Genomic DNA, 12989 nt, shown 5'->3' with positions numbered 1-12989 from the left:
TTTTAATGGCTTTTATAAAACGTTTGGGTTGGTATCTTGTTGGGGTATCCGTTGGGCTTGTTTTTCTGGCATTTATTCTTAAAAAGAAATCTGGAGAAGAAGGTATAGATTTTTGCTACCTCCCCAATTGTAGAGTGCTTAAAAATCTAAGGTCTAAACCTATTGCCTTTGACAGTTCATTAGAAAAACAAATGGATAGCACTTATCTTCTAAAAGTTCTTACCGATGGAGATATTGATTTTGGTAAAAGTGATACCAAGTCAAAACCATGTAAAACCTACTTTATAAATTTTGATGATAAAGTGATACAATTAAGAAATTGTGAAGAAGAGGTGATAATTCAAAAAATTACTTCCAAAAAATGATAACTATATTTTTCTACGCTCCTTTTCCCTTTTTAGCAAATCCAATTCTCGAGTAGTCTGTCCTGCAACCGAGGTGTTTTCTTCTGCTCTGCGTATTAAATATGGCATTACATCCCTTACAGGGCCAAAAGGTAAATACTTAGCAACATTGTAGCCATGGCTCGCTAGATTGAATGAGATATGATCGCTCATTCCAAAAAGCTGCCCGAACCAAACTCTTGAATCTTCGTTCTTAATATTGGCGTTTTTCATTAACTCCATTAAACGGTAGGAACTATCTTCATTATGTGTTCCAGCAAACAGTGAAATCACATCTAGATGATGTAACATATATTGTACTGCAGCATCAAAATTTTCATCAGTTGCTTTTTTAGAAGAACAAATAGGTGTAGGGTATCCAAGCTCTTTTGCTCTTTCGTTCTCCTTTTCCATATAGGCACCTCGCACTACCTTCATCCCAATTTTGAATCCTTCCGCCATAGCTTTTTGATGTAACTTTTTTAAATAATCCAATCTGTCCCACCGGTACATTTGTAGTGTGTTAAAAACGACTGCTTTCTTTTTGTTGTACTTCCGCATCAAATCCTCTACAATTTGATCGGCAGCATCCTGCATCCAGCTTTCTTCTCCGTCAATCAATAGCGAAACATCAAGATCGTACGCTTTTTTGCAAACCTTGTCAAACCTATTGATGACCCTTTCCCATTCTTTGATTTCATCCTTTGTTAGCTTCTTTCCCTCTCCGACTTTTTGGTATAGTGCAAACCGACCAAAACCGGTTGGCTTAAATACAGCGAATGGAATTGCATCCTTCTCTTTCACAAAATCTAAAATCTTTAAAATTGTTTCCAATGCACTATCCAAAGGATCATCGCCTTCCTTTCCCTCAACCGAATAGTCCAATACGGAACAGACTCCTTTCGCATACATTTTGTCCACGACCGGCAAGCAGTCTTCTTCATTAACCCCACCACAAAAATGGTCAAATACTGTTGCACGGATAAGTCCTTCAACAGGAAGATGTGCTTTGATGGCAAAATTGGTCATTGCAGTACCTATTCTTACCAAGGGCTCATTAGCAATCATTTTAAAAAGAAAGTAGGCTCTTTCCAGCTGAGAATCTGTTTTTAATTGAAAGGCTGTTGCCGTATTCTCAAAAATCCGCTGCATATTTGATAAATTAATAACTAATCAAAGATAAGCAGCCATACTATATTCTTATCTATGAAATAAGTCTTTATTTTATACCTATATTTCAATAAATGGAAACAGTTTCAACATCAACATATGATGTTCATTTCACTGAAGTTGCAAAAGCAACTATTCGTCAATTTCTTGGAAACAGCAAGTACTCCAAAGTTTTTGTTCTAGTAGATACAAATACAAAAAAATTGTGTCTGAACGTACTCAAAGATATAGTCGATTTCCCCTTTGATGAAATCATTGAAATAAAGCCTGGTGAGGAAAACAAGACAATAGATACGTGTTTAAAAGTTTGGCAAGAACTATCAGATTTAGGTGCTGATAGAAAAAGTTTACTCTTAAACCTTGGTGGCGGTGTAGTAACAGACTTGGGAGGATTTGTTGCTTCAACTTACAAAAGGGGAATTAATTTTATAAATATCCCTACTACATTATTGGCCATGGTAGATGCATCAATTGGTGGAAAGACTGGGGTAGATCTAGGGTCGCTCAAAAACCAAGTTGGAGTAATTAACCAACCTAAAATGGTATTGATCTTTCCAGAGTTTTTGAATTCTTTAGGGGAACGCCAAACTACAAGTGGGTTTGCCGAGATGCTTAAGCATGGTTTGATTAGCGATTCTGCTTATTGGACAGAACTTACGGGAACCAATGATTTTGGCGCAACAGAATATATTCAAAAATCAGTTTACATTAAAAATAAGGTCGTTCAAATTGATCCGACTGAACAAGGTATTAGGAAAAAGTTGAATTTTGGACATACTATGGGCCATTCCATTGAATCTTATTTTTTAGATAACCCAAATTTAGATACTCTTTTACACGGCGAAGCAATTGCCGTAGGCATGATTTTAGAAGGATACTTTTCCCATGAACTTTGTGGTTTGTCCAAAGTTGATTTAAATGAGATAAAAAATGTTTTTCTAAATCACTTTAAAAAAGTTGACTTTTCCAACCAGGATATTGAAATAATAACAGATCTCTTGAAACATGACAAGAAGAACTCTCATGGAGATATAAACTTTGTTCTCTTATCCAAAATTGGCTCTACTGTTCTAGATGTTAAAGTACCTCAAAGTTTGTTCAAAAAAGCGTTTGCTTACTACAAAGAATAATGGTTACGTATACTAAATGTAGCAATTGACAACTCTTTAAAAAGTTAGAAAGTAAAAATTCATAGCTTAGGTAGTGTAAACTAAAAAACCTACCAATGAGGCGAATTATCATTGATTACAAAAGACTTGACCACTCTTTAGCCGCTTTACTTATTGATTTATATCCGCATGGTTATGGCGATGATGATATCATTACTCTAAAAAAACCTAATGGTGAAGTTGTTGAATCTGTTGAGATTAGAACTGATGATACTGTTTATCTTGTAAAAATCAGTAAAAGTCTTTCTAACTTTATTTCCAATTTTGAAGAACGTATAGAAAAAGAGCTAGAAACAACCGCCAAAGAGAGTGTCTTGGAAAACTCTACAGAAAATGATTTAGAGGGAGAAGTAGATTCAGATTTGGATATTTCTGGAGATGTATACTAGAAATTCTTAGAGATATCTATCCATCAAAATAGTTCTGTGATGTAATAGATGTCCACAAATAACAAAACCTAGAGCTCTAACGCTCATATCACTTCCGCTGGCTGCACCAATATGTTTCAATTCTTCTTCATTCAAGGATTTGAATAAAGCAATACTAGACTTTCTTACAGTTATAAACTCTTCTGCAATTTCTTTTTTACTCTTAGAATTGGCCCTGCTAGCTGGTACATAAATGTCTTGATCAAAACCAGGAAGCTCAGTTTTATCATTTCTTGCAAAACGTAAAGCTCTGTAATGAAAAATGCGTTCGGCATCAACTATATGCATGATAACTTCGGCTATTGACCATTTATCAGAACTGTAAGAGTAGTATAACTTTTCATCTGGTATTTGCTCAATAAACCCAATAAAAGAATCCAAACCAGATTCTAGACTTGCTAACAGTTCAACTTTACCCAGAGCAGCTATATAAGGATGGTAATAACTATTATATTCGGTGGGCTTTAACGTAGAGCTATTCATCAAATAGCCTTATAATTCATTAAATATAGTATGCATTAAGCGTTTTTTGTCATTAATACTTTCTTCTAATGAAATCATGGTCTCTGTACGACTGATGCCCTCTATATCATCAATTTTAAAGATGATATTCTTGGCGTGTGTGGTATCCTTAGCTCTAATCTTGCAGAAAATATTGAATTTACCTGTCGTGATATGGGCAACAGTAACATTAGGTATCTGGGCCAAGCGCTCTAAAACAAACTTTGTTTGGTGTGTTTTTTCGAGAAAAATCCCAACGTAAGCAATAAAAGAATATCCTAATTTAACGTAATCCAATGTTAAAGAAGAACCTCTTATGATTCCTGCTTCCTCCATTTTCTTTACCCTAACATGTACTGTACCAGCAGATATCAATAGTTTTTTGGCAATATCAGTAAACGGAGTTCTGGTATTATCAATTAACATATCCAATATCTGGTGATCTATTTCGTCTAATTTTACCTTACTCATATCAATATTATTTTCAACAAAACTAATGAATTAGAGAATATAATGTAAGGAAACTTATTTTTTTTTGAATATTATGTAAGAAAAGATATTTATTTAACTATTGAGAAGCTTTTATAAGTTAATTAAATAGATTTCAAATGCATAAGTATTTTAGTACTTTTCAGGAATGAAGAGATTTTTACTTTTTTTCCAATCCGTCTTATTACTATTTGCTTGCCAAGAAGCTCCTAAACGAAATTGCAAAAATTTTAAAACTGGAACTTTCACTTTTACAAGCATAGTCGATGGTGATAGCCTGACCACAACTTTTGTTAGAAAGGGAAATATTGAAATTGATTATTTTCAAAATGAAATTGATACTTCAACTATAAGATGGATTAATGACTGTGAGTATGTTCTAAAACAGATCAGTCCCAAAAAACGAGCTGAAGAAAAGTCTATTCACATAAAAATATTGAATACTACGGATAGTTCTTATACATTTGAGTTTAATACCGTTGGTGATTCTAAAAAATTAAGAGGAACCGCATTTAAAAAACACTGACCATGTTCGAAATTTTCACTAGTCCAGATGCTTGGATAGCATTGTTAACGTTAACTTTTCTAGAAATTGTTTTAGGTATAGATAACATCATTTTTATATCCATCGCCGCTGGAAAACTAGAAAAAAAGAATAGAAAAAAAGCAACTAACCTAGGACTTATATTGGCGATGGCAATGCGAATTATTCTCCTGTTCGGAATAACATGGTTAACATCCCTAAAAAAGCCATTTTTGGTGTTAAGCGAATCTTGGATTCATGGTGGTATTAGTTGGCAAGCATTAATTTTATTCCTAGGTGGGCTTTTCTTGCTTTATAAGAGCACAAAAGAAATTCGTGAAAAGGTCGAGGACCGTGGCCATGATGAAAGGGAGGTAAAGAAAGGGCGGTCATCATCATTGACAAATGCGATAGTTCAAATTACTATAATAAATATCGTTTTCTCTTTTGATTCCATCCTCACAGCAATTGGAATGACAAATGGCATTTCTCCAAATCCAAATGACGCCCTGATTTTAATGATTGTAGCTGTGGTAATTTCAGTAATCATTATGATGCTTTTCGCAAACCCTGTTGGGGAATTTGTGAGCAAACATCCATCCATTCAAGTACTTGGGCTTTCCTTTCTAATATTGATTGGCTTTATGCTTATTGCAGAAGCAGCGCACTTATCCCACCTTGTGGTATTTGGAAATGAAGTAGGTACCATACCAAAAGGATATCTATATTTTGCAATTGCATTCTCTTTAATGGTAGAATTTTTGGACATGCGCATGCGAAAGAATAAAAAACCTGTTGTAGCGGAAGAATAAACGTATAGCTTAGGTGGAATACTGACTTAATGACTATGAAAAACAAACTGTTTTACACAACATGTTTCGCAATTTTAGCCATGTTCTTTTTCTCATGCAGCAATGATGGTGGACCAGCCGGACCTGGTACAGGGCCTACGAGTTGGAATCTTGAAAATTTCAACTATCAGGGCGGTGCATCGGCTACCAGTTCAACAACAGTAACGTATGATGAAACAGAAGTTGAAATAAGTGTGCTCGTGGTAACTACCGCTAATGATGACGGAAAAGGCGCTTTCAATGGATCTGTGATTACTGTTACTTACCCCAATTTTGGAGGAGGCCTATATTCATTGACCAGTCGTGAAGCACAAGCAGAACAACTTACTGAAAACCCAAATGCGCAAGTGGCTGTTTTAGAATGTATTGTCGGTACAGCTACGACGGACGGAACCACAACATATTTGCCGCCACTTTCAGGAAGTTCTGTAGAGGTAAGTATCGATAGCGACGGAAAATATCATTTTGATATTTCTTCTGCGATACAGTTACAAAAAGGGTTGGAAGTAAATGGAGGTGTCGCAAATGCACCACAAATCGCATCGTTTACTGTGAACAATGCGTTTGATTTCTCAAATTAATAGCGACTAAAAAAAATCAGTTGGGTCTACTAAATGCAACTTTTGGGTTGGTTCTTTTTTGTTTTTCAAATAGGGCTTGTTGTTGCTTTACTGTCATTGTACTACCATCATGACTCCATCCTGGAGGACCGAAAATGTACATTAACTTATCGGAAAGCTTTTTAGATTTTTTAGTATCGTTCCAAATGTCTTTGAATTCATGGGTCAAAATAACCAATGGGTTATAAGAATCTGGAGAATGGATAACACCATATTTAACATCAACGTCATCATCCAATTCTTTCCATGTTCCAAACATCTTATCGAAGATATTTAAAAACCCCCCATGGTTTTTATCCAAATATTCTACATTCTGCGCATGATGTACTTGGTGCATCGTATGGGTATTAAAAATCTTTTCGATAAAGCCCATTTTTGGTACATATACTGAATGCAACTGAAACTGCCATAAAGCTTCGATTCCTAGGCATACTACGACCATTTCAGGTGGAAAACCTATTGCTGGCATCCACATGTAAAACAGTGGTTTATAAAGAATGGTGAACCATCCATTTCTAACAGCAGTACCTAAATTAAAATTGTCCGAAGAATGGTGCACAATATGGGCCGCCCATAGGATGCGAATTTCATGATTAGCTCTGTGAAACCAATAATAGGTGAAATCATCAGCTAGCATACAAAGTAGCCATGCGTACCAAACATACCCAAAAGACTCATATCCCAAAAAATTCTGTCTTATACCATTTACTTCGGGATTACATAATTCATAGACCCCCTCAAAAAGTACAATTGCGAAGATAACCTTAAACAAAGGTCCCAAAAAAGCGGATACAATTCCCATAAAACCGCTTGCGGCTAAATCTTTCCAGTTGTATAAATGGTCGTCACCGTGGGTTTTACTATATGTTAATTCAAATAAGATAAAGGCAATAAAAACGGGCACTCCGTAGACTAACGGGTTAGTAAAATCCATATATTAAATTAAGTAAATAGTGTTAGTGTGCATTTATAGTCGATGGTAAAATAGGTAGAAATATGGTTTAAAACAAAGTTGTTTGATCATTCTCCTGATCATTACTTTTTATACCACTATCCGTTTCGTCTATATTTTCTTCATCAATCACCTCAATATCATTTGGCGACTGCATCTCCGGCTCTTCATAAGGTAGTGAATCCAAAGCATTAATATTCTTTACCTTTTCCGTGGTCAATTGATTCCCTAAAGCCTTTATTCCCTTTATGGAAATGAAATCTTCTACATCCACTTTTTGGTTGGGCTTGGCATCTTTACCCCTAGGTTTTACAAATTCCAATTCAACTACTGGTCTCCAATCTGTTGAAATTAATTCCAATTGAGACTTTGGATTCTCAGTAATGACCAAATCTTCCCTATTGGCATTTTCAATCAAAAATCGTTTTATGTAATATCGCTCTTTATCACCATCATAGTAAATTGCTGATATGGGCTTGTTTGGATTCCATTTCTCCAAAATAATCATATCGTCATCAAAACGAGTATTTAAATCTGGAATAATGGTTTTTACAATTCCCTTTTGATTAACCACAAGCAGAAGGTCATCTGGTCTAAATTCTCCCAATAAATCTCCTCTTTCGTCCACATTAAGCCTACTTACGATATCATCAAACCAAATCCTCCTTGGTTTTAAAGTTGAAAGTCCTTTTTCTTTGAGTTCTATTCGTTTTACTGGGTACTTAGTGACTATGTTCCCTTTTGAAGTTCTACCCTTAATTAGAACATCTGCAAAATCAATATCCCATTTTAATTTTTTAATGCTTCCTGATTGTCGTAAATGAACAGTGACCACTTCAGCCTCACCGTTAGGGTTTGCGGAAAAATAAAGTACATCTGAACTTGCTTTACCATTTGTCAAATCATACATTTTATCCCTAGTGATACTGGTCACGTTAAAACGTTTAATATAACTAGGGCCTCCCCTACCATCTTTGTAAATAAGATTATACGTTGTTCGTTTGTCTTTCTTTTTAAATACCGCTACATGTAAAATGTTTTTTTCAACAAACGTTTTCGAGTCAACTTTGGTTACCATCATTTTACCACTTTTGGTGAAAATAATAATGTCATCAATATCGCTGCAATCCGTTACATATTCATCCCTCCTTAATGAAGTTCCAACAAAACCTTCCTCACGGTTGACATAAAGCTTGGTATTTCTAATGACAACTTTTGTGGCTTCAATATCATCAAAAATCCTTATTTCAGATTTTCGTCCTCTATCTTTACCATACTTTTTCTTTAGCTCTTGAAAATAATCTATTGCAAAGTCAATTAGATTAGCCAAATAGTTCTTGGTTTCAGCAATCCTATCTTCTAGACTTTCCAAATGCTGTTTGGCCTTGTCCAAGTCAAATTTTGAAATCCGCTTGATTCTAATTTCGGTCAAACGAACAATATCCTCTTCTGTCACTGCTCTGCGGAGGTGTTCGGTATGTGGCTTTAAACCTTTATCAATTGCAGCAATAACACCTTCCCAGGTTTCTTCTTCTTCAATCTCTCTATAGATTCTGTTTTCTATAAAAATTCTTTCTAGTGAAGCAAAGTGCCACTGTTCTTCCAGTTCATTTAACTGAATTTCCAATTCTGCTTTCAATAGCTCTACTGTATTATCAGTAGACCTACGAAGCATTTCCGTCATTCCCATAAAAATGGGTTTGTTGTCTTCTATAATGCACCCTAATGGCGAAATAGAAGATTCACAAGCAGTAAATGCGTAGAGGGCATCAATAGTTTTGTCAGGAGAAATACCACTGGGCAAATGCACAAGTATTTCTACTTCAGCAGCAGTGTTATCTTCAATTTTCTTGATTTTTATCTTGCCTTTATCATTGGCCTTAAGAATGGAATCTATTAAAGAAGAAGTGTTAGTTCCGTATGGTATTTCCTTAATAACCAGTGTGTTCTTATCAAAAGTTTCAATTTTGGCCCTTACTCGTATTTTACCCCCACGAAGACCATCATTGTAATTGGTGACATCAATAATACCAGCAGTAGGAAAATCTGGAAACAGTTTAAAGCTTTTTCCCTTAAGGTGTTTTATGGAAGCATCTATGAGCTCGACAAAGTTATGTGGAAGCACTTTAGTGGAAAGTCCAACTGCAATACCTTCAGCACCTTGAGCTAATAAAAGTGGAAATTTTACTGGAAGATTGACAGGTTCTTTTTTACGCCCGTCATAAGAAAGCTGCCATTCTGTGATTTTTGGACTGAATATGACGTCTAGGGCAAATTTTGATAATCTTGCCTCAATATACCTCGATGCCGCTGCTCTATCACCAGTTAAGATATTGCCCCAGTTACCCTGGGTATCTATCAATAAATCTTTTTGACCTATTTGCACCATGGCATCTGCTATACTGGCATCACCATGGGGATGGTATTGCATGGTGTGCCCAACTACGTTAGCCACTTTATTATAGCGCCCATCATCCAATTCTTTTAGGGCATGCATTATTCTTCTTTGCACTGGTTTAAAACCATCTTCAATTGCTGGTACAGCACGTTCAAGAATCACGTAAGATGCATAATCTAAAAACCAATCTTTATACATGCCCGTAACACGGGTCAGCGCATCGTCAGAAGCTTCTTCCTCGTTTGAAAAACCTTCTGTCAACTCTTCGTTTTCATTCATGTATTAATAATTCCTTATTATTATGATTTACAGTTGGTTTTCTTCAACTAAATCAAGTTCTACTTTAAGATTTTTTATGATAAATTCTTGCCTATCTGGCGTATTTTTACCCATATAGAATTTCAATAATTCTTCTATGGACATTGCTTTGTCCAGCATTACAGGTTCCAATCTAATATCATCCCCAATAAAGTGCTTGAATTCATCTGGTGAAATTTCACCTAAACCCTTGAATCGGGTTATTTCAGGTTTACCTGTGAGCTTTTCTATGGCATTACGCCTTTCTTCTTCACTGTAACAGTAAATAGTTTCCTTTTTATTACGAACCCTAAACAAAGGGGTTTGTAGAATATATAAGTGATTTTCTTTTATTAATTCTGGAAAAAATTGTAAAAAAAAGGTAATCAATAATAATCGTATGTGCATTCCATCCACATCCGCATCAGTAGCGATTACAATATTGTTATACCTAAGGTCCTCCATAGAATCCTCAATGTTCAAAGCAGCTTGGAGAAGGTTAAACTCTTCATTCTCATAGACTATCTTTTTAGACATTCCATAAGAGTTTAGTGGTTTCCCTCTCAAGCTAAATACTGCTTGCGTATTTACATCTCTAGATTTTGTAATGGAACCAGAAGCAGAGTCCCCTTCTGTGATGAATAGTGTGCTTTCTAAACGTCTATCTTTCTTCATGTCCTGTAAGTGTACACGACAATCCCTAAGCTTTTTGTTGTGCAAACTAGCCTTCTTTGCACGATCTCTAGCTAATTTTCGAATCCCGGATAGTTCTTTACGCTCTTTCTCTGCCTGAATAATTTTACGTTGAATAGCTTCCGCCGCATCTTGGTTTTTGTGTAAATAGTTATCAAGGTTGCGACCAATAAAATCATTAATGTAGGTACGAACTGTTGGTAGGTCACCTCCCATATCCGTAGAGCCCAGTTTTGTCTTGGTCTGACTCTCAAAAACAGGCTCCATTACCTTTATGGCTATTGCAGATATAATTGATTTTCTAATATCCGAAGCGTCATAGTTCTTGCCATAGTGGTCGCGAACGGTCTTTACCAATGCTTCTCTAAACGCTGCTTGGTGTGTTCCGCCTTGAGTAGTATGTTGCCCATTCACAAAGGAATGATATTCTTCGCTATACTGTGTCTTACTATGCGTAATGGCAACCTCTATGTCATCTCCCTTTAAGTGAATAATGGGGTATAAAAAGTCTTCTTGGTTATTGTTGTCCTCTAATAAATCCTTTAATCCATTTTCCGAATGAAATTTTTCGCCATTGAATACAATCGTCAATCCAGGATTTAAATACACATAATTTTTGAGCATTCGCTCCACATACTCATTACGGTACTTGAATTTTTTAAAAATAGATTCATCAGGGATGAAACTGACTTGTGTTCCTCGTCTTTTTGAAGACTCAACCAACTCTTCATTAACAAGATTACCTGCTTCAAACTCTGCAGCTTTGGCTTGTCCGTCCCTTATGGACTCAACCCTAAAGTAATTGGAAAGCGCGTTGACTGCCTTAGTCCCTACTCCATTTAATCCAACAGATTTTTTAAAAGCCCGAGAATCATACTTACCGCCAGTATTCATTTTTGAGACTACATCCACTACTTTTCCCAAGGGAATGCCACGCCCGTAGTCTCGTACACGTACCTCCTTTTCTTTTATTGCAATTTCAATGGTTTTACCAGCTCCCATTACAAACTCATCAATACAATTGTCAATGACTTCTTTTAAGAGAATGTAAATACCATCATCTGCAGAGGAACCGTCTCCCAGCTTTCCAATATACATTCCTGGACGCATACGAATATGCTCTTTCCAGTCAAGGGAGCGAATATTATCTTCGGTATATTGGGTGTTTGCCATTAAATAAAGAGATTATCCTCGCTAATATAGAATTTAGGGGCAAAAATCAAAATGTAAGCCTAAGAAAGTAATCAACAAAAGGAGTATGTGATTGTTGATAGTTGAGATTAGACGTTGAACCTAAAATGCATGACATCACCATCTTTTACAATATAATCCTTCCCTTCAACCCTCATTTTTCCAGCTTCTTTTACTTTAACTTCGCTGCCATAATTAACGTAATCATCATAGGCAATTACTTCTGCACGGATAAAGCCTTTTTCAAAATCTGTATGGATTACACCTGCTGCCTGTGGTGCCGTAGCTCCAACAGGTATTGTCCAGGCACGAACCTCTTTTTCCCCTGCTGTAAAATAAGTTTCTAAATCCAAAAGTCTGTAAGCTCCGCGGATTAACTTTGCGGAACCAGGCTCGGAAAGACCTAAATCTTCCAAAAACATTTGCCGTTCATCAAAAGTTTCCAATTCAGTAATATCAGCTTCTGTGCCAACAGCCAAATAAATCACTTCAGCATTTTCCTTGGATACAGCTGCTTTTACTTTCTCAACATATTCATTTCCATTTACTGCTCCATCCTCATCCACATTACAGACATACATTACAGGTTTGTCCGTAATTAATTGAAGTGGTTGCACAAACTCACTCCTTTCATCCACACTAAGTTCTATAGCGCGGATAGAAACTCCAGCTTCCAATCCATCTTTTAGTTTAACAAGTACCGCTTCTTCTTTTTGTGCTTCTTTATTTCCAGTCTTAGCAGCTCTTTTTACTTTGTCCAGCTTCTTTTCAACACTCTCCAAATCTTTTAGTTGAAGTTCCATGTCTATAGTTTCCTTATCGCGAATAGGATTTACAGAACCATCCACATGGACTACATTATCATTATCGAAGCAGCGCAATACATGCAGAATCGCATCTGTTTCCCTGATATTACCTAAAAATTGATTTCCAAGTCCCTCTCCTTTACTGGCTCCTTTAACCAAACCTGCAATATCAACAATCTCTACGGTAGCGGGAATTACTTTTTCTGGATTCACCAATGACTCTAACTTCTCTAATCTTGGGTCAGGTACATTAACTACACCAATATTGGGCTCAATGGTGCAAAACGGAAAGTTGGCACTTTGCGCTTTTGCATTTGACAGACAATTAAAAAGGGTTGATTTACCAACGTTTGGTAATCCTACGATTCCAGCTTTCATCTTAAAGTTTTAAGGCTGCAAATATAAGGTGAAGTTGTATGAAAATACTATTAAAAACCCTTGAAAAAAAGATAGGCCAACACTACAATTAATGCAATTATTCCGAGTATTGCGATTGCAGATAGAAAACACCCTATGTC

General features: G+C 36.0%; 13 protein-coding genes. 6 read left to right on the top strand and 7 right to left on the bottom strand.

Annotated features, from left to right (window positions below; genetic code table 11):
* Nucleotides 1-5 precede the first annotated feature (5 nt).
* Complete coding sequence (locus tag AACP56_RS00670; RefSeq protein ID WP_339334530.1) at nt 6-365, top strand: DUF4258 domain-containing protein; 360 nt, start codon at nt 6-8, stop codon at nt 363-365.
* A gap of 3 nt (nt 366-368) precedes the next feature.
* Here the strand turns inward: AACP56_RS00670 and AACP56_RS00665 are convergent, their stop codons facing one another.
* A complete protein-coding gene (locus AACP56_RS00665; protein WP_339334532.1) occupies nt 369-1535 on the bottom strand; it encodes a proline dehydrogenase family protein in 1167 nt (388 codons plus the stop codon).
* Between the two features lie 92 nt (nt 1536-1627).
* Here AACP56_RS00665 and aroB point away from each other — a divergent pair, with 92 nt between their 5' ends.
* On the top strand, nt 1628-2683 hold the full coding sequence (aroB, locus tag AACP56_RS00660) for a 3-dehydroquinate synthase (protein ID WP_339334534.1): 1056 nt from the start codon (nt 1628-1630) through the stop codon (nt 2681-2683).
* Between the two features lie 95 nt (nt 2684-2778).
* Nucleotides 2779-3111, top strand: a complete 333-nt coding sequence (locus tag AACP56_RS00655; protein ID WP_339334536.1) for a hypothetical protein — start codon at nt 2779-2781, stop codon at nt 3109-3111.
* Nucleotides 3112-3117: 6 nt separating this feature from the next.
* Here the strand turns inward: AACP56_RS00655 and AACP56_RS00650 are convergent, their stop codons facing one another.
* The gene (locus AACP56_RS00650) at nt 3118-3633 is read right to left on the bottom strand and encodes a DinB family protein (protein ID WP_339334538.1); all 516 of its coding nucleotides are present in this window, start codon (nt 3631-3633) and stop codon (nt 3118-3120) included.
* 9 nt (nt 3634-3642) lie between these two features.
* Complete coding sequence (locus AACP56_RS00645) at nt 3643-4122, bottom strand: Lrp/AsnC family transcriptional regulator (protein WP_339334540.1); 480 nt, start codon at nt 4120-4122, stop codon at nt 3643-3645.
* Between the two features lie 166 nt (nt 4123-4288).
* Between AACP56_RS00645 and AACP56_RS00640 the strand changes: the two genes are divergently transcribed.
* From AACP56_RS00640 to AACP56_RS00630, 3 genes are read left to right on the top strand one after another with little or no spacing between them, the layout of a single operon-like run.
* Entirely contained in the window at nt 4289-4666 is a 378-nt protein-coding gene (locus AACP56_RS00640) for a DNA topoisomerase IV (RefSeq protein ID WP_339334542.1), read from the top strand.
* A 2-nt stretch (nt 4667-4668) separates the two neighbouring features.
* Nucleotides 4669-5475 carry a TerC family protein gene (locus AACP56_RS00635; RefSeq protein WP_339334544.1) on the top strand — a complete coding sequence of 269 codons (807 nt, stop codon included), beginning with the start codon at nt 4669-4671 and terminating at the stop codon, nt 5473-5475.
* Between the two features lie 35 nt (nt 5476-5510).
* Nucleotides 5511-6095 (top strand): hypothetical protein, encoded by a 585-nt coding sequence (locus tag AACP56_RS00630; protein WP_339334546.1) that lies wholly within the window; start codon nt 5511-5513, stop codon nt 6093-6095.
* 16 nt (nt 6096-6111) lie between these two features.
* Here AACP56_RS00630 and AACP56_RS00625 read toward each other — a convergent pair whose 3' ends face one another.
* The 4 genes from AACP56_RS00625 to ychF all read right to left on the bottom strand — a co-directional run bounded on the left by AACP56_RS00625 (nt 6112) and on the right by ychF (nt 12849).
* Nucleotides 6112-7068, bottom strand: coding sequence for a sterol desaturase family protein (locus tag AACP56_RS00625; RefSeq protein WP_339334548.1), 957 nt, complete (start codon nt 7066-7068; stop codon nt 6112-6114).
* Nucleotides 7069-7135: 67 nt separating this feature from the next.
* A complete protein-coding gene (locus AACP56_RS00620; protein ID WP_339334550.1) occupies nt 7136-9763 on the bottom strand; it encodes a DNA gyrase/topoisomerase IV subunit A in 2628 nt (875 codons plus the stop codon).
* Between the two features lie 27 nt (nt 9764-9790).
* Nucleotides 9791-11647 (bottom strand): DNA topoisomerase IV subunit B, encoded by a 1857-nt coding sequence (locus AACP56_RS00615; RefSeq protein ID WP_339334552.1) that lies wholly within the window; start codon nt 11645-11647, stop codon nt 9791-9793.
* Between the two features lie 107 nt (nt 11648-11754).
* Nucleotides 11755-12849, bottom strand: coding sequence for a redox-regulated ATPase YchF (gene ychF / locus AACP56_RS00610; RefSeq protein WP_339334554.1), 1095 nt, complete (start codon nt 12847-12849; stop codon nt 11755-11757).
* Between the last annotated feature and the right edge of the window lie 140 nt (nt 12850-12989).

Source organism: Croceitalea sp. MTPC6, from assembly GCF_036985525.1.
Taxonomy (GTDB): domain Bacteria; phylum Bacteroidota; class Bacteroidia; order Flavobacteriales; family Flavobacteriaceae; genus Croceitalea.
The sequence above is the reverse complement of the archived record's forward strand: the minus strand, read 5'-3'. Positions and strand labels throughout refer to the sequence as shown.